At 60.3% G+C, this 26,227-nt stretch carries 23 protein-coding genes and 1 riboswitch; of the genes, 16 read left to right on the top strand and 7 right to left on the bottom strand.

All coding sequences use genetic code 11. The annotated features are described in order from the left end of the window. Nucleotides 1–547: 547 nt before the first annotated feature. The gene (locus DMP06_RS10085) at nucleotides 548–1,636 is read right to left on the bottom strand and encodes a MerR family transcriptional regulator (protein WP_123209612.1); all 1,089 of its coding nucleotides are present in this window, start codon (nucleotides 1,634–1,636) and stop codon (nucleotides 548–550) included. Nucleotides 1,637–1,890: 254 nt separating this feature from the next. On the opposite strand from DMP06_RS10085, the gene DMP06_RS10080 reads away from it, so the two are divergent. The 8 genes from DMP06_RS10080 (at nucleotide 1,891) to DMP06_RS10045 (ending at nucleotide 7,463) form a co-directional block, all read left to right on the top strand. Continuing rightward, the gene (locus tag DMP06_RS10080) at nucleotides 1,891–2,208 is read left to right on the top strand and encodes a DMT family transporter (protein WP_123209611.1); all 318 of its coding nucleotides are present in this window, start codon (nucleotides 1,891–1,893) and stop codon (nucleotides 2,206–2,208) included. Between the two features lie 9 nt (nucleotides 2,209–2,217). Then, nucleotides 2,218–2,625: a DMT family transporter gene (locus DMP06_RS10075; RefSeq protein WP_245962481.1), complete on the top strand. Its 408-nt coding sequence runs from the start codon at nucleotides 2,218–2,220 to the stop codon at nucleotides 2,623–2,625. 376 nt (nucleotides 2,626–3,001) lie between these two features. Then, a complete protein-coding gene (locus tag DMP06_RS10070; protein ID WP_245962480.1) occupies nucleotides 3,002–4,177 on the top strand; it encodes a lysylphosphatidylglycerol synthase transmembrane domain-containing protein in 1,176 nt (391 codons plus the stop codon). A 93-nt stretch (nucleotides 4,178–4,270) separates the two neighbouring features. Continuing rightward, complete coding sequence (ruvC, locus tag DMP06_RS10065; protein ID WP_338056827.1) at nucleotides 4,271–4,729, top strand: crossover junction endodeoxyribonuclease RuvC; 459 nt, start codon at nucleotides 4,271–4,273, stop codon at nucleotides 4,727–4,729. An 8-nt stretch (nucleotides 4,730–4,737) separates the two neighbouring features. Next, on the top strand, nucleotides 4,738–5,325 hold the full coding sequence (ruvA, locus tag DMP06_RS10060) for a Holliday junction branch migration protein RuvA (protein ID WP_123209608.1): 588 nt from the start codon (nucleotides 4,738–4,740) through the stop codon (nucleotides 5,323–5,325). Between the two features lie 40 nt (nucleotides 5,326–5,365). Then, nucleotides 5,366–6,397, top strand: a complete 1,032-nt coding sequence (gene ruvB, locus DMP06_RS10055) for a Holliday junction branch migration DNA helicase RuvB (RefSeq protein ID WP_245962479.1) — start codon at nucleotides 5,366–5,368, stop codon at nucleotides 6,395–6,397. 57 nt (nucleotides 6,398–6,454) lie between these two features. Continuing rightward, nucleotides 6,455–6,862: a hypothetical protein gene (locus DMP06_RS10050; RefSeq protein ID WP_123209606.1), complete on the top strand. Its 408-nt coding sequence runs from the start codon at nucleotides 6,455–6,457 to the stop codon at nucleotides 6,860–6,862. Between the two features lie 397 nt (nucleotides 6,863–7,259). Continuing rightward, complete coding sequence (locus DMP06_RS10045; protein ID WP_123209605.1) at nucleotides 7,260–7,463, top strand: cold-shock protein; 204 nt, start codon at nucleotides 7,260–7,262, stop codon at nucleotides 7,461–7,463. 326 nt (nucleotides 7,464–7,789) lie between these two features. Here the strand turns inward: DMP06_RS10045 and DMP06_RS10040 are convergent, their stop codons facing one another. Further along, nucleotides 7,790–8,647 (bottom strand): HAD family hydrolase, encoded by an 858-nt coding sequence (locus DMP06_RS10040; protein ID WP_123209604.1) that lies wholly within the window; start codon nucleotides 8,645–8,647, stop codon nucleotides 7,790–7,792. 93 nt (nucleotides 8,648–8,740) lie between these two features. Here DMP06_RS10040 and DMP06_RS10035 point away from each other — a divergent pair, with 93 nt between their 5' ends. The 8 genes from DMP06_RS10035 to DMP06_RS10000 all read left to right on the top strand — a co-directional run bounded on the left by DMP06_RS10035 (nucleotide 8,741) and on the right by DMP06_RS10000 (nucleotide 20,327). Then, nucleotides 8,741–9,478, top strand: coding sequence for an epoxyqueuosine reductase QueH (locus DMP06_RS10035; protein ID WP_123209603.1), 738 nt, complete (start codon nucleotides 8,741–8,743; stop codon nucleotides 9,476–9,478). A gap of 16 nt (nucleotides 9,479–9,494) precedes the next feature. After that, nucleotides 9,495–10,580, top strand: a complete 1,086-nt coding sequence (gene queA / locus DMP06_RS10030) for a tRNA preQ1(34) S-adenosylmethionine ribosyltransferase-isomerase QueA (protein WP_123209602.1) — start codon at nucleotides 9,495–9,497, stop codon at nucleotides 10,578–10,580. 370 nt (nucleotides 10,581–10,950) lie between these two features. After that, entirely contained in the window at nucleotides 10,951–12,099 is a 1,149-nt protein-coding gene (tgt, locus tag DMP06_RS10025) for a tRNA guanosine(34) transglycosylase Tgt (RefSeq protein WP_123209601.1), read from the top strand. Nucleotides 12,100–12,966: 867 nt separating this feature from the next. Continuing rightward, nucleotides 12,967–13,851, top strand: coding sequence for a methionyl aminopeptidase (locus DMP06_RS10020; RefSeq protein ID WP_123209623.1), 885 nt, complete (start codon nucleotides 12,967–12,969; stop codon nucleotides 13,849–13,851). 185 nt (nucleotides 13,852–14,036) lie between these two features. Then, on the top strand, nucleotides 14,037–16,862 hold the full coding sequence (gene secD, locus DMP06_RS10015; protein ID WP_380783694.1) for a protein translocase subunit SecD: 2,826 nt from the start codon (nucleotides 14,037–14,039) through the stop codon (nucleotides 16,860–16,862). A 10-nt stretch (nucleotides 16,863–16,872) separates the two neighbouring features. Continuing rightward, nucleotides 16,873–17,202: a DUF1292 domain-containing protein gene (locus tag DMP06_RS10010; protein ID WP_123209600.1), complete on the top strand. Its 330-nt coding sequence runs from the start codon at nucleotides 16,873–16,875 to the stop codon at nucleotides 17,200–17,202. Nucleotides 17,203–17,596: 394 nt separating this feature from the next. Then, nucleotides 17,597–18,721 carry a pyridoxal phosphate-dependent aminotransferase gene (locus DMP06_RS10005; protein WP_161957905.1) on the top strand — a complete coding sequence of 375 codons (1,125 nt, stop codon included), beginning with the start codon at nucleotides 17,597–17,599 and terminating at the stop codon, nucleotides 18,719–18,721. Between the two features lie 334 nt (nucleotides 18,722–19,055). Further along, nucleotides 19,056–20,327, top strand: coding sequence for a YkvI family membrane protein (locus DMP06_RS10000; protein WP_148042530.1), 1,272 nt, complete (start codon nucleotides 19,056–19,058; stop codon nucleotides 20,325–20,327). Nucleotides 20,328–20,619: 292 nt separating this feature from the next. On the opposite strand, the gene DMP06_RS09995 is transcribed toward DMP06_RS10000, so the two are convergent. The 5 genes from DMP06_RS09995 to DMP06_RS09975 form a co-directional block, all read right to left on the bottom strand. Continuing rightward, the gene (locus tag DMP06_RS09995; RefSeq protein ID WP_123209597.1) at nucleotides 20,620–21,039 is read right to left on the bottom strand and encodes a pyridoxamine 5'-phosphate oxidase family protein; all 420 of its coding nucleotides are present in this window, start codon (nucleotides 21,037–21,039) and stop codon (nucleotides 20,620–20,622) included. Nucleotides 21,040–21,214: 175 nt separating this feature from the next. Further along, the gene (locus tag DMP06_RS09990; RefSeq protein WP_123209596.1) at nucleotides 21,215–21,628 is read right to left on the bottom strand and encodes a pyridoxamine 5'-phosphate oxidase family protein; all 414 of its coding nucleotides are present in this window, start codon (nucleotides 21,626–21,628) and stop codon (nucleotides 21,215–21,217) included. Nucleotides 21,629–21,642: 14 nt separating this feature from the next. Further along, on the bottom strand, nucleotides 21,643–22,443 hold the full coding sequence (locus DMP06_RS09985; protein WP_123209595.1) for an energy-coupling factor transporter transmembrane component T family protein: 801 nt from the start codon (nucleotides 22,441–22,443) through the stop codon (nucleotides 21,643–21,645). Further along, nucleotides 22,440–24,437, bottom strand: a complete 1,998-nt coding sequence (locus DMP06_RS09980) for an energy-coupling factor transporter ATPase (protein ID WP_123209594.1) — start codon at nucleotides 24,435–24,437, stop codon at nucleotides 22,440–22,442. Before DMP06_RS09980 ends, DMP06_RS09985 begins: the two co-directional genes overlap by 4 nt. A gap of 159 nt (nucleotides 24,438–24,596) precedes the next feature. Further along, nucleotides 24,597–25,184 (bottom strand): ECF transporter S component, encoded by a 588-nt coding sequence (locus DMP06_RS09975; RefSeq protein WP_123209621.1) that lies wholly within the window; start codon nucleotides 25,182–25,184, stop codon nucleotides 24,597–24,599. Nucleotides 25,185–25,190: 6 nt separating this feature from the next. Further along, a riboswitch (FMN riboswitch) is annotated at nucleotides 25,191–25,410 on the bottom strand. Nucleotides 25,411–26,227 lie beyond the last annotated feature (817 nt).

Raw genomic sequence — 26,227 nt, 5'->3', positions numbered from 1 at the left:
TGGACCGTCGGAGCGGAATTCCGGATCGCTAGGACATCTTTGTGCGGAAAATCATAAACCGTTGAGGTTTTCTCCGAATGCAGTGGAGTCCGGGCTGCCGGGGGATCCGATGCGTCAGGAAATGGTCATTTTTCACTCGAATGGGCGGCGCGGTCGTAGGAATTTTGTGCTTTGGTCAAATATCACTCGAATGGGCGATTGCGCGGTTCGTTGTTCGTCCATTCGAGCATACCATCGATTAAATTCATGGTCAAAAGCGGCAAATACGGGGAATCACTCGTTCTGATGTCGGCTTGGGCCCTCTAGATGTGCCATTTTCTGCGGTGATCCCGTTTTTAAAATGCCCTAATCGCCCATTCGAAGCAAAAATGACCAGGTTGCGCGAAATGAACGACGTTGCCGCCCATTCGAGTGATATTTGACCAATTTAGTGCCCTCGTAGTCATATCGTTGGGTGCCGTATTGTTGTCGGTACACGTCGGGTTTGTCCAAACGCTGCCTACGCGCCATCGGGGCGTAGGCATCAGGGCGAGGCTATAGAAGTGCGTCAAAAGGACGGCGAGCGGGTTGTCAAAACTTCTACTGCATAATTGGCTCCGTTGATGCCAGCATCCCAGATTTCGGTTGAGATGACGGTGCTCTCTACGCGCTCGCAGTGATCGAACAACGTCTCAAGACACTCGCTTAAGGTGGGGGCTTTTATACGCCATCCGTGAAACGTGTCGGCTGGAATTGTCTTGATGCGCCCTTCGCCCGCCGCGCGAATTGCTTCGTGCGAATGGCGCACTGTCATCCATGAAGGAATAGCGACGGCAACGAATGTATACCAGGTGCGTCGGTGACCTGCGATATTGCTGCAGTATGGGCTCGCGCTGGTGTTTGCCGCATTGCCGCGATGTGAATGAGCGCCGCTGTACGGCGCGTCGCTTGCTTGGTGGGTATCGAGCGGGTTTGCCCCCGTGTCGTCGCCGACGAGCAAGGCAGCATCCGAGGGATGGGGTTCGTTCTTGTCGTCAGGGACGTTGGATGCGTCCGGAGCGCTTGGCGGCATGCAGTCTGTCTTCGGGGATGGCTTTGCGACGCTCGACTCGGCGCAGTTGGGCGCAAAGCTTACCAGCCCCTGCGCATAGAGCGGGATGATTCCCGCCGCCTTGGCCTGTTCGTATAGTTGAGTTGTATCGGTGGTGTAACGTTTTAGATTGAACCGTTCTTCGCGCCATTGCTTGCAGAGCAAAAGCTGCTTGGGAAGGCTGCGCTCGTGCGGCGTAGGCGCTTCGGCAAGCTTCTTCTGCGTGCGCGCTTCGTCTAGATAGCCATCAAGCTGGCTGAGTGTGATTTCGGCCCGGCGCAGGTTTTGGACTGCTATTTCGCGGCTCCACGCGAGCAAGGCTTCAAGGTCGGCTATGCCGCCCTCATCCATGTAGCTGCGCAGCTCTCGCAGGGGAATTCCCAGGTCAATACAGGTGGTGATGATATCGATGTCCACCATTTGGTGCATGGAGTAGTATCGGTATCCGCTATCGGGGTCTACGTATGCCGGCGGAAGCACGCCCATGCGTTCGTAATAGCGCAGCGATTTCACGCCTACGCCTTTCATTTTCGACACTTCTCCGATGCTCAGCAGCTCACCCTTCATGCGTGCCGCCCTTTCTTCATCTTGTTAGCCTGCGCTTTCGATAGGGCACGTTCGACGCATTTTTGCTTGTCTTTTGCGTTCGGGACATATGCGTAAATATCGCTTGACTCTCCCATTATGGGATAGTTTAACCTATCGGAGCACAAGAAAGGGAATCGCAGAGCCCTCGCGGGGAATCGCAGAACCCTCGCGGAGAATCGCAGAACCCTTGCGGGGTGGTGCTGCGGTTACACGGGAAGGTAGAAAGAGGAAATATGCATCCGTTTTTAATGATGGCAATCGCGGTGGCGGCCGAGGTGTTCGGCGACTCCATGATGAAGCTTTCGAACGGCTTTCAGCGTAAGCTGCCGCTCTTGGGCACGGTGGCGGGGTATGCCATCGCGTTCTACTTCATCGCCCAAACGCTCGAGCATCTGCCCATAGGTCCGGTGTATGCGATGTGGACGGGCTTGGGCATCGCGCTTACCGCGGTGGTGGGCGCGATCGTGTGGAACGAAGGATTCAACCTGAAAAAGGCGCTTGGCCTGGCGTGCATCATAGGCGGCGTAGTGATTTTGGAAATGGGAATGTAGGTGCGATCCATGGGTGAGATGAAGAAGAACCTGAGGAAGAAGCTCGGCGGCGACGGGATCGGATACGCCCTTTTGGCCGTGTCCATCGTTGCCGAGGTGTTTGGCACCACCATGCTCAAGATGTCGGAGGGCTTCACCGTGTTAGTGCCGTCGCTTTTGGTTGTGGTGGCGTATGTGATCTCGTTCGGCTTGTTCGTGTTCGTATTGAAGCATGTGCCCCTGGGCTTGGCGTACGGCATTTGGGGCGGCTTGGGCACGGTTGCCACCACGGTTATCGGATGCGTTATTTGGAGCGAGCCGTTTTCCCTGTACACGGGCTTGGGTATCGCGCTCGTCGTGGCGGGCATCGTGCTTATGAATGCCGGCACGCAGCAGCACAACGACGAGCAGGTGGCAAAGGCCAACCAGGCGGCGTAGTGGTAGGCCGGCTGGCGGCGAGAGGGCGTCGTGACAACGGATGCGCGCCCTTGTCAGGTCTGCGCATCGCTGCTGTATGTCCCGGCGGGTGCATGCTTCGTCACCTCGATCCTACGCCTGCGGCAACGCCGCTTAGTCGATTGCCTTACTCGAGTGCTGCTCCGCCTTCGTGCGGTCGCTCGCGCTATTCCTCCTCGCACAGGTGACGGTGCGGCAACGGGAGCGTTACGGCGCGGCTCCAATGACGCCTCGGTTTATGACGCCTTGCGCCCATGCTCGCGCGAAACGCTATGCAACGGGTATAATCAGGCGGTTATTGGTTCCGTGATGCATTCGCTCGGCGTTTCCGCCTGCGATGCGGATAGCGAGGAGCGCTTTGAAGCCAAGCATTCGCAACATCTTTATCGGTGTGGTCATCGTCATCGTTTTGGTGTTTATCATCATGCGCGGCGACCAGCTGGTTGAGCTCGCGGAAACCGTGCAGCGCGGCTCCATCATTCCGCTCATTCTTGCTGTGCTCACTCAGCTGGGCAAATACTATGCACAAAGCTGGGCGTACCATTTCTCGTTCGCTGCGGTAGGCGAAAAAATGAGCCCCCGCGATACGTTGCCTCTAGTGTTCGGCACGTTTTTCATGAACACGGTCGCGCCGTCGCTCAACATGGCGGGTGCTACGCTTGTGGTGGATGACGCGCGCCGCCGCGGCATCCCCGGCGGCAAGGCAACCTCGGCGGCATTGCTCATGCAAATGACCATCGAGTCGGGCTTCATGACCATCATGATCATCGGCTTCATCATCCTCGAGATAACGGGCAACTTGAGCCCCGCGTGGTTCCTCCTCGGCCTTGTGGTGGTGTTTTTGGTTGCGTTCATGGGCGGCATCATGGTGGTGGGGCGCAAGAGCCCTGCTACGTTGGTGAGCCTTTTGCATCCGGTGGAGCGCCTGGTGAACAAGGTGATGATGAAATTCAGGAAGAAGGAGCTGCGCCCCTGGGCCGAAACCGCCGTGGCGTCTTTCGGCGAAGCCGCGGGCATCATAGCCCATAATCCCAAGACCGCCTTGAAGGCGTTCGGCTGCTCCATCATTGCGAGCACATGCGAGCTGGCGGCGTTCTGCCTATGCGGCGTGGCGTTTGGGATTCACGGCGCCGAAGCGCTCATCTGCGGCTACGTAGTAGCCACGCTCTTTGCCATGATCTCCATCACGCCGCAGGGCGTGGGCGTTGTAGAGGCTGCCGTGGTGGTGCTGTTCAACGCCTATCACGTGAATTCGGCGGCGGGCATGGCGGCGGTGCTTGTGTATCGCGGCATTGTGTTCTGGATGCCTTTCCTGATCGGTGCGGTGCTCATTCAGCGCACCAAGACCTTCCGCGGCGCCGATCAGCCCGAGATGAAGGCGCGCAAGCGCATCGCCGGGCGCGGGCGCGCCGAGGAGCTGCCCGCCGCGACGGAAGAGGGTTCGGCCGCTGCAACGGAAGAGGGTTCGGCCGCTAGCAGCATGCCGCAGAAGGATGCCTGCGATTCTCGAGAGCTTTCTGAAAAATTGAAATAAGCCGCGTTGTCGCTTGACTTCGTGCTACTATTATCGAACAGACGTTTGATAGAAAGGCGGCGCGGCGTAGTGCAGCGGCAAGCGCGAACCATATTGGGAATCGATCCGGGCCTGGCCAATACGGGCTGGGGCGTAATCGAGCAGCGCGGGTCGCGGCTCTCATGCGTGGCGTACGGCTGCATTTCCACCACAAAAGACATGTCGTTGGCGCAGCGTTTGCTGAAGCTGCATGATCAGATGGCGCTCGTGGTGAAGCGTTATGGCCCCACGTGTCTGGGAATCGAGACGGTTCTGTTCGGTCTGAACGCCCCCAGCGCGTTTGCCACGGGGCAGGCGCGAGGGGCGGTGCTCGTGGCTTGCGCCGAAGGCGGTCTTGATGTGGGCGAGTTTGCGCCCGCGGCTATCAAGCTTGCTGTGGTAGGCGAAGGCAATGCGGAGAAGGCCCAGGTCCAATATATGGTCAAACAGATTCTGGGGTTGGATGAGGTTCCGCATCCTGATCATGCGGCCGACGCCCTCGCCGCCGCCATCTGCTACGTAACGCACGGATAGGATTTCGCATGATAGCTTTTTTGAAGGGTGTTATGGCAGGCCGTACCGCAACGCACGCCTTTATTGATGTGAACGGCATAGGCTACCAGGTGGGCATGCCGGCATCGGACATAGCCAAACTGCCCGATCGCGGTGCCGCAGTGAGCGTGTTCACCTACCTCGCCGTGCGCGAGGATGCCATCGCGCTCTACGGTTTTCTCGATCAGGGAGAAAAAGCCCTGTTCGAGCGTCTGATTACGGTGTCGGGTGTAGGCCCAAAGGTTGCGCTTGCCGCGCTTTCGTCGTTTTCGCCCCAAGAGCTTATCGCCGCCATCCAATCGCAGGACGTAAAGGCGGTGTCCACTATTCCGGGCGTGGGCAAAAAGACCGCCCAGCGTTTGATTCTCGAGCTCAAGGGCAGCTTGGATGCGCAGGCGGAGGATACCCTGTTCACGCAGCAGGCTGCCGCGGCGGCAGAGCGCCTCAAGGGTGCGCGCGATGCGCTGCTCGCCATGGGATTCACCTCGGCCGAGGCGGATCTTGCACTCAAGGATGCTCCCGAATCTGCCAGCACCGAAAGCGCGCTGCTACAATATGCCCTCAAGAGGCTAGGCTAGGAGTTCTATGGTGCAAGACGGAATACAATTGGAAGGCGTGATGTTTGAGGCGGGGAGCTCCTCCTCGCGCTCATCTGCGCCCATGCGTGCGGTCACGCCCGAGCTCACCGAGGACGATCTGGCCCTCGATCGCTCGCTGCGTCCCAAGCATCTGGATGACTATCTGGGGCAAACGCGTGTGAAAGAAAGCCTGGCGATTCTGATTCAAGCAGCGCGGCAGCGCGGCGAGTGCATGGATCACGTGCTGTTCAGCGGCCCTCCCGGCTTGGGCAAAACCACTCTCGCCACGGTGGTCGCCAACGAACTGGGTGCCAATATTCGCACCACGAGCGGTCCCGCCATTGCGCGCCCAGGCGATTTGGCGGCAATTCTCTCCAACCTCGACGAGGGCGATGTTCTGTTCATCGATGAGATCCACCGCCTCAACCGTCAGGTGGAGGAGGTCCTCTATCCTGCCCTCGAGGATTATGTGCTTGACATCATCGTTGGCAAGGGGCCCGCTGCGCGCAGCATCCGTCTCGATTTGCCGCGCTTCACGCTCGTGGGCGCAACCACGCGAACGGGTTTGCTCACGGGTCCGCTGCGCGATCGCTTCGGCATCGTGTTCAGGCTCGACTATTACACGCCCGAGGAGCTCGCCGACATCGTGAAGCGCTCCGCCGGAATTCTGGACGTAGCGGTGGATGAAGAGGGTGCGCTAGAAATAGCCCGCCGTAGCCGTGGCACGCCGCGTCTGGCAAACCGCCTGCTCAAGCGTGTGCGCGATTGGGCGCAGGTGCGCGGTACGGGCGATATAGACGAAGATACCGCGGCGCGGGCGCTGAGCTTTTTCGAGGTGGACGCGCTGGGTCTTGACGCGCTGGACAACAAGATTCTCGAGCTTTTGTGCGTGTCGTTCGGCGGTCGTCCGGTGGGGCTTTCTACGCTCGCGTCGGCGCTTTCTGAGGACCCCGACACGGTGGAGGACGTCTACGAGCCTTATCTGATTCAGCAGGGCCTTATCATGCGCACGCCCAAAGGCCGTCAGGCAACGGGGCGCGCATTCGAGCATCTGGGCATCAAGCACGAATAAGGCAATCTGCTGCAACTGCGCACATCGGAGGTAGAGCGGCACATCGGAGGTAGAGCGATGCTTCAACAAGATTATTTGATGCGCCTGATCATGCAGTTCGTGCGCGGCCTTCGCCGCAGTCTCGAGCATGGCATGGTGGATCCGACCGAGGCGGCGGAATCGGTGGAGGACGCCATCTCGCAGGCGCTTGATATGGATGCCGGCGTTGTTTTGGGGCTCAATCCCGAGAGCTTCGCCTCCATCCTCTCTGTTTCGGGTACCGATCCGCGCGTTGCGGAGTACCTGGTGCGCGGCCTTTTGCTCGAGGCGCACTATCTCGACCAGGCGGGTTCGGGCCAGGTGGCTGAGCTGCGCCGCGGGCAGGCCCATGCTCTCGCTCAAGCTTTCGGGGTGGATGTTCCCGAGGGCGACGGCGTTCTCACCGAGGAGGATCTCGATCGGATGGAGCAAGAGCTCGACGTGTAGGGACCCGACTCGTTTTCCCGCTCCGTCGCTCAAATGCCGTTCGCGTTATTTCTTGCTTCTGCCGCTTGGGTGCTCGCTGCACCCAGCCTCCGCCGCGGGAAGTTCTCCGCCCCTCGCCTCTGCCACCCGGGTGCTTGTATTCCGGCGTAGCCGACTCTTAACTATCTTTAGAGTTATTTTCACGTAACCTTTCAGCGGTGTATTACGCCCTTTTACCGAAACCTTACGTATTTTTTGTGACGAATGTTTGACGATGGCTATGTATGGTTCCACCTCTGGAGCGCTTCGTTTTGCCTTGGTTGAACGGTTTGACTTTCGGTAGGATGGAATGTGGTTTACCGGCGTTCGCCGGGCGTTTTACTTCCCCCTAAGCAAGGGAAGGGGAAAGAGGCCGAAAATGGCTGAAGGTACTGTCAAATGGTTCAACCCCGAAAAAGGCTATGGGTTCATCTCCCGTGAAGATGGCGATGACATCTTCGTCCATTTTTCCGAGATCCAGATGGACGGCTACAAGACTCTCGATGAAGGCCAGCGCGTTTCCTTCGAGGTAACCGAGGGGGCAAACGGCAAGCTTCAGGCAAGCAACGTGGTCAAGCTCTAGCTTACAAGGCCATCGGCTTGCACTTCGTTGGCATCCCTGCTACCGCATGTAATCCAGCACACAATGGGCTCGCAATTGCGAGCCCATTTTCATGCAGGGGACAAGTTTCGGACTATAGGCAAAAAACGTATGCCCTAAGCTTTTCGGTCGCGAGCTGGTTGGGAGTCCGTGGGTCGATCGGAGGTCGCGAGCTGGTTGGGGCTCGTTGGTCGATCGGAGGTCGCAGCTGGTTGGGAGGCTCGTTGGTCGAAAGGGGGCTCGTGGGCTAAGAGGGGCATGCTATCGAACAGCGAGCAGCACCTCGCAGAAGGACAAACAGGGGCATGCTATCGAACAGCGGGCAGTGCCTCGCAGAATCGAGCAAACTCCTCCATCGTGCCATGCTTGCATGCCGACACATCCAAGCCGTCTTCGGTCTCGATCAGGTGATCGGTCACAAAGTATATGTCGCATCCCACTTTGGTGGCGCCGCCGTCTTCGCGGTTATGGTTGCCCACCATGAGCACCTCTTTGCCGGTTACGCCTGCGCGCCCGAGCGCTTCGGCGTAATACGCCTCGTAAGGCTTGACCGAGGTCGAATTCTCATATGTGGTGACAAAGGCGAAATCCTCCGGGTTAAGCCCCGCCCAACGCAGGCGGGCCTCAACCGCTACCAGCGGAAACATGGGCATCGTGGTTACGGCCAGGCGGTAGCCGCGTTCTTTCAGGGCGCGCACCGCCGCGGCAGAAGCAGGGTTGGCCTCAACGCCTGCGCCAACCTCGTCGAAGCGGTTCAGATAATAATCCATGAACAACGGTTCCCACTCTTCGGCGCTTTTGCCCATGCGTTCGCAAAACACCTTCCAGAACGCATCGCGGTTGGTCGCGCTGCCGTCGTTTTGCCCCATGGCCATCACGCCGGCGAACAGCGCCTCGCCTCCGGCTTCGGCATCGAGCCCGTGCTCGGCCATGAATCGGCCGATGCTCGCCATATAGCCCTTCATGAACGTTTTGGTGTCTATGGGCAAAAGCGTGCCATCCAGGTCGAAGAACACGGTGGTGTACGAGCGGGGCGCGAGCTGGTCCTCGGAAACGGTCGCATGACCTGCCTCGGGCGCATTATGCGCGCGGTTTGTATCAAAGGGCGCAGGGGCGTTCGCCCCGCTCTGCGTCGCATTCTGGTTGGTCGGGTTATTTTCAGTCATACTCTGTCCTTTTTTGGCAGGGGGCGTTTTGATTGTTGGTGCATGGTACTATACATGAGTTTGCGATAGGGCGATTTGTCAAGGAGGCGTAACATGAGGCTGCTTCTGCATGCGTGCTGCGGGCCGTGCTCGCTCGAGCCCTTGCGCCTGCTGCTTGAAGAGGGGCACGACATCACCATCGCCTACATGAACTCGAACATCCACCCGCAGGCGGAGTACGAGCATCGTCGTGACACGCTGATGGAATTCGCGCGCGAGCAGGGCATTCCCGTGGTCGAGGGCGTCTACAGCCCCAAGGCCTGGGCCAATACGGCCGGCGTGTACGCGAACGACCCGGCCATGCGCCCGTGGCGATGCCGCGCGTGCTATCGGCAGAGGCTGGACGAAGCATGCGACTATGCGCTGACCAACGGCTTCGACGGGGTTGCTACTACGCTCACGGTAAGCCCGTATCAGTATACGGACATCATCCGCGAGGAGTTGGAGGCAGCGTGTGCCCTGCGAGGCTTGGTGCCGGTGTTTCGCGATTATACGGATCAATATCCCGAGGCTACGCGTCGCAGCAAGGCGCTGGGGATGTATCGCCAGAACTACTGCGGGTGTGCGGTCTCCAAAAAGGAGGCCGAGCAGGAGCGCGAGGAGCGTCGCATCGAGCGCGCGGCGGCAAAGGCTGCCAAGCTTGCGGCGGAGGCGCCCAAGCGCGCGGCGGCAGAGGCGGCGCGAGCCAAGAAGCGCGCCGAGCGCCAGGCCTACGCCGAAAAGCGAGCGGCTCAGCGTGCGGCGTTGAAGGCATACAAGCAGGCGCATCCATCCGATGCGCAGGATGAATAGAAGGACAAAGGCAGCAATGAAAACCGAGGATTTCGACTACGATTTGCCTGAGCGCTGCATTGCGCAGGAGCCTGCTGCAGTGCGCGACGCGTGCAAGATGCTCGTGATGGACCGCAAGACGGGAGCGCTGGAGGATCGTATTTTCCGCGACATCTATGACTATCTGCAGCCGGGCGATGTGCTGGTGGCAAACGACACGCGCGTGATGCCCGCCCGCCTTCTGGGCGCCAAGCGGGGCACGGGCGGTCAGGCCGAGGTGTTTCTTTTGCGCGAGCGCTTCGATCGCGAGCTCAAGACGGGCTCGTCTGCTGTGTGGGACGTGCTTGTGCGTCCCGGCAAACGCCTAAAGCCCGGCAGCGGCGCCATCGTTGATTTCACGGATGCGGCAGGCGAGGTTGCGCTTTCCGCCGAGATCATAGACTGGGGCGATGACGAGGGAAAAGGCGAGCGCGTCGCCCGTCTGACCACGCCGCGCGCATCGCTCGATGAGGCGCTGCATGCCGTAGGCCACACGCCCCTGCCGCCCTACATCAAAGGCTACGCAGGCGACGAGGAGATGTATCAGACCGTGTACTCCAACGAGGAGAAGAGCGCGGCCGCTCCCACTGCCGGTCTGCATTTTACCCCCGAGCTCATCGAGCGCCTCAAGGCAAAAGGCGTCGAATGGCGCACGGTTGAACTGGAAGTGGGGCTGGACACGTTCCGCATTGTGGACGAGGACGACCCGCTCCAGCACAAGATGCACACCGAGCTCTACACCGTGAGCCAGGAGGTGGTGGATGCGTGCGACGCGGCGCATGCGCGTGGCAACCGCGTGATTGCCGTGGGCACCACGAGCGTGCGTTCGCTGGAGAGCGCTTTCGACCGTGAACTGGGGCGTTTGCGAGCGCGCCAGCACGAAGCCACAAGCCTCTATATTCTTCCGGGTTACGAGTTTGGCGTGGTGGATGCGCTCATCACCAATTTCCATGTGCCGCGCTCCACGCTCATGATGCTCGTGAGCGCGTTTTCGACCCGCGACAACGTGATGGCTGCCTATCGGCATGCGATCGAAAATGATTACCGCATGCTCAGCTTCGGCGATGCCATGTTTATTCACTAGGGGAGGTTTTGCGGGGGCATGAGGCGCCCCCGGCTACCGTAAGCGATTCTCAATGACTCGATGCGTCGCATGGCGACTGGAATGCGATGCATCGAGGTTCGTTTTCCATGGTGTGGTCATTTTGCTCTCGAATGGGCGATTTGGCTGCTTGGAGTGAGTGGTTTCGGTCTTGCTCGGCTTGAAAACGCGCTTTTCGAGGGGTCGATTACCTCGCTATGCAGCGTTTGAGTGCCGCAAAACGCTCTGTAATCGCCCATTGGAAAGTAAAATGACCAAGACTGAGAAATCGAACGCACTTTTCGCCCATTTGCTGATAATTTGACCAGGGTCTGGGCCGGACAAGGTGCTGCTTCCAAGAAAGGAACCGAGTATGTCCCTTTTTGACGTAACCATCGATGCGCACGACGGGGAGGCTCGAGCGCTCACGTTCGAAACCGCGCACGGCACCGTGCATACGCCCATGTTCATGCCGGTAGGTACGCACGCCACGGTAAAGGGCGTAACGGTTGACCAGCTGCGCGGCATCGGCAGCCAGGTGGTGCTTGCGAACACGTACCACCTCTACATGCGTCCCGGCGTAGAGATTATCGAGGCGGCCGGCGGCGTGCAGAAGTTCATGAACTATGACGGCCCCATGCTCACCGATTCGGGCGGGTTTCAGCTGTTCAGCCTAGATCACATGATGAAGACCGACCCTGATGGCGTAACGTTCCACGCGCGTGACTACGACGGCTCCAAGCATCGCTGGACCCCCGAGATCAATATGGATATCCAACAGCGCATCGGTGCCGACATCGTGATGCAGCTAGACCAATGCATAGGCTACCCGGCTGCCAAGGAGGATGTGGCCGCATCTACCAAGCTTTCGTGGGAATGGGCCGAGCGTTGCTGTGCCGCCCATACGCGTGAAGACCAGGCGCTCTTCGGAATCGTGCAGGGCGGTATGCATCTTGATTTGCGCCTTGAGAGCGTGCGCCGCCTGCTCGACATAGACGAGCGCAGCCGCGCGGCTGGCCACAAGGGCTTCCAGGGATTCGGCATCGGTGGGTACTCGGTGGGCGAGCCGCACGACGTGATGTTTGAGACCCTGCCCCAGGTGTGCGCAGCGCTGCCCGATGACCGTCCGCGCTACCTGATGGGCGTAGGCAATCCCACCACGCTCGTGCGTGCAGTGCGCGCCGGCGTGGACATGTTCGACTGTGTGCTGCCCACGCGCACGGGCCGCATGGGCACGGCGTTCTCGCACGAGGGGCGCATGAATCTGCGCAACGCCAAGTACAAGGCCGATTTCACGCCGCTCGACCCGCAGTGCAGCTGCCCGGTGTGCACGCAATACACGCGCGCCTACCTGCGTCACCTGGTCAAGCAGAACGAAATGCTGGGCGGCATTCTGCTGTCGATCCATAACCTGCACTTCCTTATCGACCTCATGGCCAAGGCACGCGAAGCCGTGCTGGCAGGCGAATACGAGGCGTTCTATCAAGACTGGATGAATTCCCCGGCCGCCAACGACTACTGATGCGTCGAGCTTTAAGCGTTCGACCGGCTCGACAGGGCTGCAGAAGGGCATGCTGGGGGAGTTCGTATAGTTTTGCCAATAGGTTTTGGAGGGGTGCTTCCGCAGCCGCCGCCGAGCAATAGGGCCGGTGGCGGCATCGCCGCCGCATCGTATGCCGGTAGAGACACCACCGCCGCATTGGCATGTGCCCGGTATAAAAATCGCGTTATCTGCGAACTTTCCGGGGGTCTTTTCCAGAAACGGCGTTATATGTGCGGGCGCATCGGTGTATGAAGAGGGTTCATGGACGGAGGCGTGATTCTGACTGGTGTTTCACGGGTCTGCCATGGCTCGTGCCCGGGTTTCGGCGAATCCGGCGCCGTTTGCTCGCGCATATAACGTCGTTTTTATACCGAGCCCCTCGAAACTTAGCAGATAACGCGATTTTTATACCGGCGGCATCGGTGCCGGCGGCGTTGCGCCGGCAGCATTGGTGCGGGCGGCATTGACGTAGCCGGCGTTGTACGGGTGTCATTGCGCCGGCGGACCCGATGCCTGCGGTATTGGGAAGGTGGCCGCGAGGTGCTTATATGGGAATGCGCGGCGGACCCGATGCCTGCGGCATTGAGGGGAGTTTTTCTGGGGCTGCAGGCGATGCGGACGGTTGTGGGTATCGGCGATTGCAAGCGAAGAGGACGCTGTGGGCATCGGCAATCGCAAGCTAAGAGGGCGGCTGCGGGCAATGGTAATCTGGGTATTTTCCTGAAAGCGTGCGTTTGTTCCTCGCAAGCGTCATAATGACGTGCGGATGATAATGGTTGCTCCGGGCGAAATCGCATGACGATGCATGCTGCCCGCGGGCATCGCGAGAGGAATCGACTCATGACTATGTATGACGGAGAGGGCCAGCCCGAGCGCAACGACGCATGCTGGTGCGGCAGCGGCAAGAAGTATAAGAAGTGCCATCTGGCTATCGATGAGCAGCTCCAGCATCTCTATGAGCAGGGGCGCGAGGTGCCTGCTCGCGCTCTGCTCAAAACGCGCGAGGATATCGAAGGCATCAAGCGCAGCGCGGAGGTGAACGTGGGTGTGCTCGATTACGTCGCTGAGCGCATCAAGCCCGGCGTGACCACCCAGCAGATCGATGAGTGGGTGCACGAGTACACGGTGAGCCACGGCGCCATTCCGGCCCCGCTCGATTACGAGGGCTACCCCAAGAGCGTGTGCACCTCTGTTAACGAGGTGGTGTGCCACGGCATTCCGTCTGAGGACGAGGTACTCAAAGAGGGCGATATCGTCAACATCGACTGCTCTACCGTCAAAGATGGCTATTTTTCCGACTCGTCGCGCATGTTCTGCATCGGCGAAGTAAGCCCCGAACGCGAGCGTCTGGTGCGCGTTACCAAGGAGTGCGTGGAAAAGGGTCTCGAGGCCGTAAAACCCTGGGGCACGCTGGGCGATGTGGCCCATGCGGTGCAGGCCCACGCCGAGGCCAACGGCTATTCGGTGGTGCGAGAATTCGGCGGCCACGGCATCGGCCTGGAGTTCCACGAGGATCCGTTTGTGGGATTCGTGGGCGAGCCGGGCACGGGCATGGTGCTGGCTCCGGGCGTGTGCTTCACCATCGAGCCCATGATCAACGCGGGTGCGCCCGACATCGACATAACCGATCCCAACGGCTGGACCGTGCGCACCGCCGACGGCTCCGACACTGCACAGTGGGAAGTTCAAATCGTTGTCACCGAGACGGGGTACGAGCTCATCAGCTGGTAACTGCTCATATTTTGCAATGGAAAACCTCGCAGGGCGCATGGAAAACCGTGCGCCTTATTCTCGATTGTGGCAAAATAACAAAGTTATGACGAAAATGACCGTCTGGCGGTTTTTCGCGGGCGTGCTGCCAAGCGCGGCGCTCGAGCACGGCGGTCGAGTGAAGAGCTTGCGAAGAAGAGAGACCAATGAAATTCGGCAAAGGTTCATCTAAGAAGGTTTCCGCGCAGGGGCAAAACGCCGACGCACATAAAGCGGCCCCGATGGGCAGATCAGCGCAGCGCGGCTCGGGCCGTGCGGGCAAGAGCGCGCGCGGCAAGGGCGCCAACCGTCGCAATATATGGCTGCTGGTGCTGGCGGCGTTGCTCGCCATAGGGTCGATTGCCCTGTTCACGCCCCCGCAGGAGAAAATCAACCAGGGCCTGGACATTCAAGGCGGTCTCTCGGTGGTGCTCACCGCTAAATCCGATGACGGCGGCGCCGTTTCGGCCGAGGACATGGAAGCCTCGCGCGCCATCATCGAGAACCGCGTTAATGCGCTGGGCGCCTCGGAGGCTACGGTGGCGCTTCAGGGAACCGATCAGATTCTGGTGCAGATTCCCGGCCTGACCGATGCCGAGCAGGCGCTCGACACCATCGGCAAGACCGGCAAGCTCGAATTCGCGCGCCTCGACTCGTTCACCGACGAAACGGTGCGCGAGCAGATCGACTCCGGTCAGTACATGCAGCAGCAGACGGTGACCGATGCGGAGGGCAACCAGTTCCCCACGGGCGATGTCGAATACACCATGGAGGTCGAGAGCGGCACCTACACGCCCATTGTCACAGGCGATCAGATCGAGAGCGTGCAGGTGGGTCGCGCCAGCGAGGGCTCGACCGACTATTCCGTAAACGTCCGCCTGAACTCCGAGGGCGCTGCCGCGTTCGCCCAGGCTACGAGCGAGCTCGCCGCCGACCACGGCAAGATCGTCATCCTGCTGGATGGCGTGGTGCAGTCGGCGCCCGCCGTGCAAAACGAGATTCCCAACGGCGATGTGGCTATCACCGGCGGCTATTCGCTCGAAGAGGCGCAGCAATTCCAGACGGTGCTTCAGTCCGGCTCGCTTCCTGTGAGCTTCGAATACGCGCAGAGCCAGACCGTTGGCCCCACCCTCGGCCAGGATGCGCTCGCGTCCGGCGTGATCGTGGCGGGCATTGGACTTGCGCTCGTAATGCTGTACCTGCTCTTGTTCTACCATGGCCTGGGGCTCATCACCGCCGCTGCCATGGCCGTGTTTGCTGTGCTCTATCTGGGCCTGCTCGCGCTGCTTTCCGCCTTTGGCCTGTTCAGCCTGTCGCTTGCGGGCATCGCTGGCATCGTGCTCACCATCGGCATGGCGGCCGACTCTTCGATCCTGGTGCTTGAGCGCTTCCGCGAGGAAATTCGCATGGGTCGCTCCGTGCGCGCTGCGTCGGATACGGGCGTGCGCCATGGCATCCTCACCTCCATCGACGCCGACCTGGTAACGCTTGTCTCGGCGCTCACGCTGTTCTTCCTGGCCAGCGCATCGGTCAAGGGCTTCGGCATGACGCTTGCTTTGGGCATCGTGTGCGACATCGTGATGATGCTCGTGTTCAAGGCGCCCATCATTCGTCTGCTTGCGCCGCGCGCCATCAAGAAGCATCCCGGTTTCTGGGGCATTCGCGACTGCGAGGATGCCGCCCCCTACTTCGAGGGCGAAAAGAAGCTTGGCGCTGGCGAGAAGCTGCGTGGCCGTTTCATCAAGCGCGATTTCGACATCGTAGGCAAGAAGCGCATCTTTTTGACCATTTCCGCCGTGCTCATCGTGGCCGTGATTGCCGTGGTGGGCATCCGCGGCATCAACTTTGGCATCGAGTTCGTGGGCGGCACCTCGGTCACGTTCCACGGCACGGGCGACACCACCATCGAGCAGGTGCGCGACGCCTTCGCCGATGCGGGCGATCCCGATGCGGTCATCCAGACCACCAACGCCGATGGCGAGGAAGGCTTCTTGGTGCGCACAGCGTCCACCTCGGCGCAGGATGCCGCCACAGTGGCCGGCCAGGTGGCGGATTCCTTCGGCTGGGGCGCGGATTCCTACGAAGTGACCACCATCGGCCCCGACTGGGGCGCGAGCGTGATCCAGAGCTCGGCCATCGCCTTCGCCGTGAGCCTCTTGCTGATCATCGCCTACATCAGCGTGCGCTTCCGCGATCCCAAGATGGGCGTTACCGCGGTGGTGGCGCTGCTGCATGACCTGGTCATCGTGTTCGGCGTGTATGCGCTGGTGGGCCGCGAGGTTACGCCCAACACCATCGCGGCGCTGCTCACCATCCTGGGCTATTCGCTCTACGATACGGTGGTGGTGTTCCACCGCATCAACGAGAACATGAAGGCCGAGGGCGGCCCGGGCTGCACGTTCTCCAGCATGGCGAACCACTCCGTGAACGAGGTGCTCATTCGCTCGATGAATACCTCCATCACCTCGCTTATCCCGGTTGTGGCGATGCTGCTGTTCGGCGGCGAGACGCTCAAAGACTTCGCTCTTGCCATGACCATCGGCCTGGTGTGCGGCTGCTACTCGTCCATCGCCATCGCTACGCCGCTGTACTGCATCTGGAAGGAGCGCGAGCCTAAAAACGCGCGCCTCGTGCGCAAGTACGGCAAAGACGTGCGCCGCTTCTTCCTGAACAGGCTAGAGGCAGCCCCCGTAGCCGCCGATGCGGGCGTTGCGGCAGCTGAGGCGTATCACGAAGGCCGCACGGATAAGGCGCAGGCGGCTGCCGATAAGGCGGCAAAGACGGCCCATTCCGAGGCGGCGGGCGAACAGGGCGGCGCTGCGTCGGGCGCGGGCTCCGAAAGCTCCCAGGGCGTCGACGAGGGCGCTTCCGCCGCATCATCCAAGAGTGCGGCGCTCGGCGGCTCCTCGACGGCGCGCACGGGTTCGTCCCGCAAGCCTGCCAAGGGCTCGTCGCGCAAGAGCAACCACCACTACGGCAAGAAAAAGAAGTAGGAGGAACGCAATGGCAGAGATTCGCGAGGGCAGCGCGCCCAACTTCGCCCCTCCCGTGGAAGAGGGCATCACGTTTACCTTTGAGGACGAGAAGGGCGATACGCAGGAGCTCGAGTTCCTGGGCCTCATCCTGCATGAAAATCGCCGCTATGGATTCTTCTTCCCCGTGGATGACGATCATCCGGCAAAATCGTCTGGCGAGGTGCTCATTTTGGAGGTCACCGAGCTTGATGAGGAGGGCCAGCCCGCCGAGTTCGAGCTGGTTGAAGACGAGGCCATCGCCCAGGAGGTCTACGACGACTTCCGCGAGGCAACCAAGGATTTGTACCGCTTCGCATAAGCTGCGGTCGTGTTAATCGGATAACGGGCGAGACCGGCATGATCGGCTCGCCCGTTTTGTATGCGCACCTTTGCCCCGCTCGCCCCCTACACGCTTTTGCGCTTCGTGCGTCTGGGTGGGGCCGAGGATTTCCGCAACTTCAGGATTGGCCTCTGATTTTGCGTTTCGTGCGCCTGGGTGGGGCCTCATGCTCGTTTGCTTTGTCGGCGTTATGCTTGGGGCGTTCGACGCATCGAGTAGCGGCAAAATCGAGCGGAGTAACACCAATTTAACACTCAATTTCGCATTCGCTACTTTACTCCACTGTGTTAAAGCGCTATTGTGCCTCCATGGTTTTTCTCCATGGGGCATTTTTCATTTTGGCTCCATGGGCATTGCACGGAGGTTCTACCACATGTACGGCATTCGGGAAGTCCTGCTCACGCAGGTTCGAGGCGACTACTCAGAGCACTTGAGCGTAGGCGATTTCAAGCTTGATTGCTCCATGGGCTCAAATCCCTACGGCACGCCGCCGATTTCGATTCCCGAAATCACCCTGCGCGATCTTGCGGAATACCCCGAGACCGACGCGGCGCTCGTGAGCGCCTTACGCGAGCGTTTCGCCCCCATCTTGGACATCACGCCCGACATGCTTGTGTTCTCGTGCGGCTCCATCGCCTCGTGCATGGAGCTCACGCGTATGTGCATGGTGCCGGGCAAGACGATCGTATGCATGGCCCCCACCTTCACCGCCGTCACCGACGACATGGCGACGTATGGGCCTGCGTTCAAGCGCGTGTATCTGCGCCCCGAAGACAACTACGCCTTCGATGCGCAGGCGCTTATCGATGCCATCGAGGAAAACCCGGGTGCTTATGTGTACGTGGATAATCCCAACAATCCCACCGGCCAGGTGTTTCCGCTGGAGGATGTGCGCCGCGTTGTGCGGGCGGCGCGCGATGCCGGCTCGTTCATCACCATGGATGAGGCCTATGGCGATTACATGCCCGACGACCAATCGGCGCTCAATCTTGTATCCGAGTTCGACAACCTTGCCGTGGTGCGCACCTTCTCGAAAGGGTGGGGCCTGGCGGGCGTCCGGCTTGGCTACACGGTGGCTCAGCCGCAGGTGGCGGCAGCCCTGCACAAGGTGAACGTGCCCTATTCCAAGAATTCCATCGCGCATGAGCTCGCCTGCCAGGCAATAGCCTCGGGCTGGGCGCTGCGTACCCGTGAGCGCGTGCTGCGCGACAAGCCTCGCGTTCTTGACGCGCTTGCCGCCTGCAAGAACCTGCACGTCGCGCACAGCAGCAACGGCGTGTGCATCTCCATGGTATATGTGGACGATGACCAGATTGACCTGGAGCAGGTGTTCGCGCAGGCGGGCGTACGCGTGGTCACGTGCGCGGGGTACGACGGCTTGGGCAAAAACGCCGTGCGGCTGAACCTGCACGAAAACGTGGATGCCTTGGTGGAGCTTATCGCCCAGGTGGATGAGCTTGCCGGCCGGGCAATTGCAAGCGGCGGCTCAAGCAAGTAGCGGGATTCACAAGTAAAGGCAACGAACGGGCAAAAGGAAAGGCAATCAATGGTTATGTGGCAGTTTGCATATCGATTTTACTTTAGCAAGACCTCATGACTGCGGTTGCTGCCTGCCATTGGCTGTAAGCATTTTGGTATGAAAAGGCGCCGCAACCCGGCGCCTTTTTGTATATCGGGAGCGCCTTCCCAGCGGTCCAGAGGCCGCACCAAGGCGAACGCCTCCCAAGGATGGCGAAATGCCCTTCGCCATCCTCGGAAGGCGGGGCGCACCCGCCGTGCGTCTTCCGAAATCGGCGGAGCGAAAGGAATCCGGCAAAGAGAAAGGAACAACCATGTCGGAGAAAACCACCAACGAAGCCGCGGTAGGATACGCGGCGGGGCAGGGGAGCCTCGGGCGATCCAATCCCGAGCAAGGCGCCAAGAGCAAATCGGCGAGCGTGCTCACCATCATCAAGTTCGCCGGTGCCTTCGTGGCGTTTCTCATTGGCTCGGGCTATGCGACGGGTCAGGAGATCATGCAGTTCTTTACCGCATACGGCATCTGGTCCATGGGAGGATTGCTCATCGCGCTGATCCTGTTTGCGTGGTTGGGCAAGGTTCTCATGAACTACGGGTACAGGCATAAAGACCTGGGCCCCGATGCAATGTCCGACCGGGCTTTCCGCTACTATGCGGGCAAGTACTTCGGAGCGTTTTTGGCGTGGTTCATCCCGCTGTTCCTCGTACTTGTGTGCATCGTGATGACCTCCGGTGCGGGTGCCACGTTGGCGCAGTACTTCGGCATTCCGGCATGGGCGGGCTCGCTTGCCATGTGCCTGATCGTGTTCATCACCAACATCTTCGGCTTCCATCGCATCGTGGACGTGATCGGCGTGGTGGGCCCCATCATCATCGTGTTCACCCTGGCCATTGCCGGCTACGCCATTGCCTCCAACCCGCAGGGGCTGGCAAACGTGGGCGAGCAGAGCAGCCTGTTTGCGGAAATGGCCAACGCCACCAACGGCGCTCCGCTGTGGGCTTTGGGCGGCCTTTTGTACGTGGCCTACAATGTGGCCGGATCCGTGCCGTTCTTCGCACAAACCGGCGGTACCGCCCGCGTGCCGCGCGAGGCTAAAATCGGTGCCGTGCTGGGCGGCATCGCGTTCATCGGCGCCGCAATGCTCATGAACGTCGCCCTGTTGTGCCACATTGAGAATGTGTACATGCTGGACGTGCCCACGCTGTACCTGTCTGATTTGATCAGCCCCGCGCTGAGCGTGGTGTTCGCCGTGATCGTGCTGTGCGGCATCTACTCCACGGCGGCTCCTATGATGTGGACGGCAGTGAACCGCTTTGCCCCTGAGGGCACCAAGCGCAACAAGGCCGTGCTGGTTTTGTTCAGCGCCGCGGTGCTTGTTATCGCGGTAAGCCCCTTGGGCTACAGCCAGCTCATGGGAATCATCTACCCCTACACCGGCTACATCGGCATCGCGTTCATCGCGTGCGTGGTTGTGCGCCAGCTCATTGAGCTGTACAACAAAAAGCGCGGCGTTGACGTTGAGACGCCCCTGCTTCTGAAAAAGGATGCGGAGGTTTCCACGAGCGCGGAAGCGACTCGCGGGTAAGATCCGATCGGGAAGCGGCGGGGGAGAGGGCGCGATCTTCTTGGGAAGCGTTGTTTTTCGCGGTCGCCCCGCTGCTGCTTGCTGGTAGCGTTACGCTTGACGGCTGGCTGGCTCGCTTGCCGTCGGACCCATCTGCACGGTAAGAATGATTCGATAAGAAAACGGGCAGAACCGTCTGTGAATTGCCTCCCATTTCCTGGACAAAGAAATCGAGTCTGGGAAATGGGAGGCTTTTTCATGTCCGTCGGTCTACTATTGAGGTACGGCCGCTCGCTCTGAGAGCGCGCCGCGTTTAGAACTCAAAGCGGCGCTCGCTGCCGTCGATGTCGCAGAAGCGAGCCACGCCGTGCTTCACGCTGAAGAAGGCAAGGCGCCCATCGTTGGGGGAGTCGTGATGCTCGCCGATACCCACCATATGCTCAAAGCCCGCTTGGCGTACGGCGTCGCTTACGTTGGCGTCATCGGCAAGGTTCGCCTCGCCGGAGAGCACGATCCAAAACTCGCCGGGCTTCCATCCAGAAACCTCGAACTTGGGATGCGCCGAAAGCTCGCGCCACACGTCCTTATCGCGCGACGTGGAAAACCACAGCTTGCCGTCGTCCACTGCGGCGAAGCTGAACGGCCTCACGCGCGGTTGCTCGGGGTCGCGCTCGTCGATCGTGGCCAAATACCACGCCGGAATGCCGGTCAGATACTCAAGAATCTCGTCCATAATGCGATTCCTTTCTTGGCCCGCTTTCTCAACCTATTACTAACGTATTTCAACTCACTAGCGGCGTATTTCAATCCGCGCTAGCGTTTTTCAACCTACTGCTAATGTACTAAGCCTCTGCGCTTGAATGCCTCGTGCTCAAAAACGCCTCTCCCCGTGCCATTCGCATGCCGCTCTACAGCTCCACAGGCACCCATTCGTCGTGATTGCAGATCCACGCCTTTGGCTCCTCGACCGAGAAAAATACCAGCGTGGAATCGTTCGGTCCGTCGTAGTGCTCGTTTAGGCCGGTCAAGTGATCGTATCCTGCCTGACGCATCTCGGCGTTTGCACGATCCTCAAGTCCCGCACGGCCGCGCAGAATCAGCCAGCCATGGCCAGGCCACCACGCGGTCGCCTCGATCAGCTGGTTCTGCAGCAGTTCCTCCCACACATCTTTGGTGGTGGCGGTGCAAAACCAAATCTTGCCGTCTTGCTCGGCGGCAAAGCTGAACGGGCGCACGTGCGGCTGGTTATCCACGCTGGTGGCCAGGTACCATGCGGGGATGGAGGTCAAATACTCGAGAACGGTTTTCATTCCAGGAGTCATAGCGGGTCCTTTCTTTACACCAGGGCGTTTACGGCGAAAATGCCGGCGAACAGGAGCGCGATTACCGCAACCGCCACTCCGTCGCGCGGCGCGAAATGCAGGGGGTGTAGGCGCGTGCGCCCGACTTTACCGTGGTAGCAGCGCGCGTCCATGGCGGCCGAGAGCGTTTCAGCGTGGCGGAATGCGCTCGCGAACAGGGGCACCATGAGCGAGATCAGCATGCGCACCGATTTTGCGGGTCCGCCTGCCACCGATGCGCCGCGGCTGATTTGCGCGCGGCGGATGGTAACAAGCTCGCTGGCAAACTGCGGCATGAAGCGCAGCGCGATGCCCATGATCATGCCCAGCTCGTGGGCGGGCAGCCCTATGCGCGAAAACGGAGAAAGCAGCCGCTCGAACGCCTCGGTCAGATCGAGTGTCATCGTTGTCATGGTAATCAGGCTCATGCCCATCATCATGAGCACCAGGCGCGCGCCGATGAACAGGCACTGGCGTACGCCGCCCTCGCTGATGCGGATGAAGCCCAGCTGCGCAAGCGTGGCGCCGTCTTGCACCACGAACAGGTTCAGAAGCGACGCGAACAGCGAGATGAACAGCAGCGGTGCAAGCGATTTGGCGGCCTTGCTGGGCGGCACGCGCGAGATTGCGTAGAACGCCAGCACGAAGAGGGCCACCACGCCCAGCGCGGCGAAACCCTGCGCGCACAGCACGGCAGCGATGAACGCGCAGCCCAGCAAGAGCTTGGCACGCGGGTCCATCTTGTGCAGGGGGCTGTCGCCGGGGCAGTAGCTTCCGAAAGAGAATGCGCCGTTCATCGCGCACCGCCTTCGTTGTGCTGATTATGGTCCAGAGCGGTAGCCGCGGCATTATTCGCCGCGAAGCCCTCTGCTGCGGATTCTGCCGACGCAGGGGTCGGCTGCGCAGCATCATGCGCAGCGGAGCCTTCGGCGACCGCCTGAGCGACGCGCCCCGCCACCTCGCGGACGAGCGATGCCTCGTCGTAGAGCACGCTGATATCCAACGGCATGCCGGCGTCGCGCAGCTTGCCCGCCATGCGCTGCGGGCACGGCTGCCCTAAGCCAATGGCGTTGAGCTCGTCAGCGTGAATGAACACCTCGGCCGGCGTGCCCACGCAGAACATCTCGCCCTCTTTCATGATGAGCACGCGGTCGGTGAGGCGTGCGAGGTCGTCCATGCTGTGCGATACCATCACAACCGTGAGGCCGCGCTTGTGCAAATCGGAAATCATGCCGAGAAAGTCGCGACGCGCGGCGGGGTCAAGGCCCGCGGCGGGCTCGTCTAGCACGAGCACGCGCGGACGCATCGCCAGCACGCCGGCGAAGGCGACGCGGCGCTGCTGGCCGCCTGAAAGCTCAAACGGGCTCTTCTCCTGCACCTCGTCATAATCAAGCCCCACCTGGGCAAGCGACTCTTTGACGCGCTCTACAACCTCCTCCTCGGAAAGCCCCATGTTGCGCGGCCCAAACGCTACGTCGTCGAACACGGTGGCGGCGAACAGCTGATGCTCGGGGTATTGGAACACCACGCCCACGAGCGAGCGCGCCTGCGTGGCTGCCGCTTTGTCGGAAATGTCTTTCCCGTCCACCAGCACGCGGCCCATCGTGGGGCGAACGAGCGCATTCATGTGCTGAATAAGGGTGGATTTGCCCGATCCCGTATGACCGGCGATGCCTAGAAACTCACCCTCCATGACCGAAAAGGTCACGTCGCGCACCGCCCACAGCGCATCGGGGTCGTTGCCCCATTTTGCGCGTTCTGCCTGCACGTCGGTTGAGGCCTTGCCGCGCTTCGCCGCCTTCTGCTGGCGCTTTGCCATGGCGGCGTCGTAGGTGTACGACACGTGGTCGAATTCGATCAGAGGGGTGCCCTCGGCCGTGCTCGTACGGGGGAGGGGCGGCAGTTTCATGGGAGCAATCGCGCAAACGGCGGAAGCGTCTTGCGCCACGGTGTACCCTTCGGTGCACGGGAACGCGGCCGGAGCTGCGTTTCGCAGCTGTGCAATCAGGGCCGATTCATGCACGCACGGCACCACATCCACGCCCGAATCCCGCAACTGAACTGAGAAATCGCACGCGAACGGCACCTCCAGATTGAGACGCGCCAGCACGTCGGTGCGCACCAGCACTTCGTCCGGCGTGCCCTCGAGCGCCACGCGCCCTTCCTCAAGCACGATCACACGGTCTGCCTCGGCCGCCTCCTCCATGAAGTGCGTAATCATGACGATGGTGAGTCCCGCTTCGTGCAGCTCGCGGCATACGCGCAAAAGCCCTTTACGGCCGCGCGGGTCCAGCATGGAGGACGCTTCGTCCAAGATGAGGATTTTGGGCTCCATGGCCAGCACGCCCGCAATCGCCACACGTTGTTTTTGACCGCCGGAAAGCGCATGCGTCTCATGCTTTTCGAAGCCCATAAGGCCCACTTCAGCGAGCGATCGGGCCACACGCGAGGCGATTTCGGCGGGCTCGACGCCCAGGTTCTCGGGGCCAAACGCCACGTCGTCTTCCACGAGGGAGGCCACCAGCTGATCGTCGGGGTTTTGAAACACCATGCCCGCGGTGGAGCGAATCAGGTAGAGCGCCCGCTGGTCGCGCGTGTCGTTGCCGTCTACCGTCATAGAGCCTTCGTCGGGCGCAAGAAGCGCGTTGATGTGCTTGGCGAACGTGCTCTTGCCGCTTCCGTTGCCGCCGAGAATGCACACGAATTCGCCTGCGTTTACGTGTACGTTCACGTCGCGCAGGGCGAACGTCTGCCCGTCGTAGGTGAATCCGAGGTTGGTGCTGTCGATCATGGAGTGCCTTGTCTTGTATCGATTGATGATAGGAGTCGATGTTGTTCGGTGTCGTCTTGCCTTAACGGGTCGCCTTCTGCCTTGACGGGCGTTCGCAACCGCCGGCACCCAAAATGCAGCAAGTCCGGCAAGATGAGCCTGCCGGACTTGCGAGACTTTCTAACGGCCCTTGACCTGATTTTTCTTAGGGGTGATCAGGTTGGAAACCGCCTTGTAGATAACCATGGTGAGCACGGAGTTCAGAATGGCCTTGGCCAGGTTGAACGGCACCACGGCGGGCAGCAGCAGCGGCATGATCACATCGGCGCTGCCGTACCAGAACCATACGCCCACGGTCAGGTTGGCGATGATCGCGCCAATGAGCATGGTCACGCACGATACGGCAAAGCCGGCGATGGCGCCCTTGAAGGTGTGGAACTTACGGTAGATAAGCGCGGCGGGCAGAATGTAGCATACTGCCATGATTACGTTCATCAACGCGCCAACCCAGTCGCCCATGATCAGGCCGTAGATGACCACGCCGATGCACCCTACGGCCACGCCGGCACCTGGGCCAAAGGCGAATCCGCAGATCATCGCGGGTACGAACGATGGGTCGTACGTCAGAAACGTGACGCCCGGAATGAGCGGAATCTGCACGAACGCCAGCAATGCGCCAATGGCCGCCATAAGCGCCATGGTCACCAACTGACGGGTGTCCCACGCATTCGTGTTCTGGAATTGGACGGTCTTCGACTGTTCAGACATGAAAATCACCTGCCTCTTCCATCCGGACTTTGACCGTTGGCCCCGGGTTTTCACCGGATCAGCCTGCCAAGCGAACCAACGCCGGCAGGGTCGCGGGCTCATCGGTGAGCGCGGGCCCTGTGCCCAGACGCACGCAGGTGTAACCGCGCTTTCCGCCGAGCGGGCACGCGCGTCCTGCGTCCGATTTACCGCCAGTGAGGAATTCCACCTCGCCCTGAAACAGTACGCGGGAGATTGTAGCACCACGAAATTGTATTGTGAACCACTTTATCCGGGTGGGGCGAAATCCCATTCGCCTCCGCCGATGCATCTACGATTGGATTGGCCTGATTGCTTTGTTTCGTTCCCGGCCTTAAGATTTGGCTTTGGGCTCCGTACCCGGCCCTGCCCTGGATGCGCTTTTTAGCTCCGATCCGGCTCTAACTCCGTATTCGTCTTTGGCCCGGTTTGGCTTCGCTCCTTCTCGGTTCGACTCTTGGCTCTGGCTTCAGCTTCTACGCCGCTTTGGCTTCGGTTTTCTTTTCGGTTTGCCTTCCGGATGCAGGATTAGATCCGGTTCTGGATTCGATTTCGACCCCGGTCCCGGTTTGGCTCGAATCGCGAATGTAAACTCAGGCTAAAACCAAGTGCGGTTCCGAGTCTGTTTGCCAGTTATTTCAAGTATGTAATCCATATTCTGCCCCTCGAACGCAATGCTGGGCAGTTTTTCTGAGTATGTAATCCACTGCGCATCGATTTTTTGTCCGTGATTCACATTGAGTGTTCGGTAGATTTCGATATCGCGACAAAACGCCTGGTCAATTATCTTAATGGGGTATCGTTTGGCAATCTCAGCCCATGAAAGCGCCCTCTTGAGTTGAAAAAAACGTGAGACAGGATTACATACTCAGGAAAACTGCCCAACTTGAAGAAAATCGGGACTGCGGACGAAAAGTTGGACGCGATTCACGCGTCCGGAAGGGGGTCCGCATGTATGATAGGGACGTGGTGGAGCTTGCGCTGCTCGCCCTGGAGGAGGGCATGACGCACGCCGAGGCCGCCGA

This window comes from Slackia equolifaciens (assembly GCF_003725995.1).
GTDB lineage: Bacteria > Actinomycetota > Coriobacteriia > Coriobacteriales > Eggerthellaceae > Slackia > Slackia equolifaciens.
Note: the sequence above shows the minus strand (reverse complement) of the source record. Positions and strands in the feature narration are given on the sequence as shown.

Excerpts from the sequence above, each read along its gene's own strand:
- DMP06_RS10085 (WP_123209612.1), bottom strand. The coding sequence starts at position 1,636 with ATGAAGGGTGAGCTGCTGAGCATCGGAGAAGTGTCGAAAATGAAAGGC.
- DMP06_RS10080 (WP_123209611.1), top strand. The coding sequence starts at position 1,891 with ATGCATCCGTTTTTAATGATGGCAATCGCGGTGGCGGCCGAGGTGTTC.
- DMP06_RS10075 (WP_245962481.1), top strand. The coding sequence starts at position 2,218 with ATGGGTGAGATGAAGAAGAACCTGAGGAAGAAGCTCGGCGGCGACGGG.
- ruvA (WP_123209608.1), top strand. The coding sequence starts at position 4,738 with ATGATAGCTTTTTTGAAGGGTGTTATGGCAGGCCGTACCGCAACGCAC.
- ruvB (WP_245962479.1), top strand. The coding sequence starts at position 5,366 with ATGTTTGAGGCGGGGAGCTCCTCCTCGCGCTCATCTGCGCCCATGCGT.
- DMP06_RS10050 (WP_123209606.1), top strand. The coding sequence starts at position 6,455 with ATGCTTCAACAAGATTATTTGATGCGCCTGATCATGCAGTTCGTGCGC.
- DMP06_RS10045 (WP_123209605.1), top strand. The coding sequence starts at position 7,260 with ATGGCTGAAGGTACTGTCAAATGGTTCAACCCCGAAAAAGGCTATGGG.
- DMP06_RS10040 (WP_123209604.1), bottom strand. The coding sequence starts at position 8,647 with ATGACTGAAAATAACCCGACCAACCAGAATGCGACGCAGAGCGGGGCG.
- DMP06_RS10035 (WP_123209603.1), top strand. The coding sequence starts at position 8,741 with ATGAGGCTGCTTCTGCATGCGTGCTGCGGGCCGTGCTCGCTCGAGCCC.
- queA (WP_123209602.1), top strand. The coding sequence starts at position 9,495 with ATGAAAACCGAGGATTTCGACTACGATTTGCCTGAGCGCTGCATTGCG.
- tgt (WP_123209601.1), top strand. The coding sequence starts at position 10,951 with ATGTCCCTTTTTGACGTAACCATCGATGCGCACGACGGGGAGGCTCGA.
- DMP06_RS10020 (WP_123209623.1), top strand. The coding sequence starts at position 12,967 with ATGTATGACGGAGAGGGCCAGCCCGAGCGCAACGACGCATGCTGGTGC.
- secD (WP_380783694.1), top strand. The coding sequence starts at position 14,037 with ATGAAATTCGGCAAAGGTTCATCTAAGAAGGTTTCCGCGCAGGGGCAA.
- DMP06_RS10010 (WP_123209600.1), top strand. The coding sequence starts at position 16,873 with ATGGCAGAGATTCGCGAGGGCAGCGCGCCCAACTTCGCCCCTCCCGTG.
- DMP06_RS10005 (WP_161957905.1), top strand. The coding sequence starts at position 17,597 with ATGTACGGCATTCGGGAAGTCCTGCTCACGCAGGTTCGAGGCGACTAC.
- DMP06_RS10000 (WP_148042530.1), top strand. The coding sequence starts at position 19,056 with ATGTCGGAGAAAACCACCAACGAAGCCGCGGTAGGATACGCGGCGGGG.
- DMP06_RS09995 (WP_123209597.1), bottom strand. The coding sequence starts at position 21,039 with ATGGACGAGATTCTTGAGTATCTGACCGGCATTCCGGCGTGGTATTTG.
- DMP06_RS09990 (WP_123209596.1), bottom strand. The coding sequence starts at position 21,628 with ATGACTCCTGGAATGAAAACCGTTCTCGAGTATTTGACCTCCATCCCC.
- DMP06_RS09985 (WP_123209595.1), bottom strand. The coding sequence starts at position 22,443 with ATGAACGGCGCATTCTCTTTCGGAAGCTACTGCCCCGGCGACAGCCCC.
- DMP06_RS09980 (WP_123209594.1), bottom strand. The coding sequence starts at position 24,437 with ATGATCGACAGCACCAACCTCGGATTCACCTACGACGGGCAGACGTTC.
- DMP06_RS09975 (WP_123209621.1), bottom strand. The coding sequence starts at position 25,184 with ATGTCTGAACAGTCGAAGACCGTCCAATTCCAGAACACGAATGCGTGG.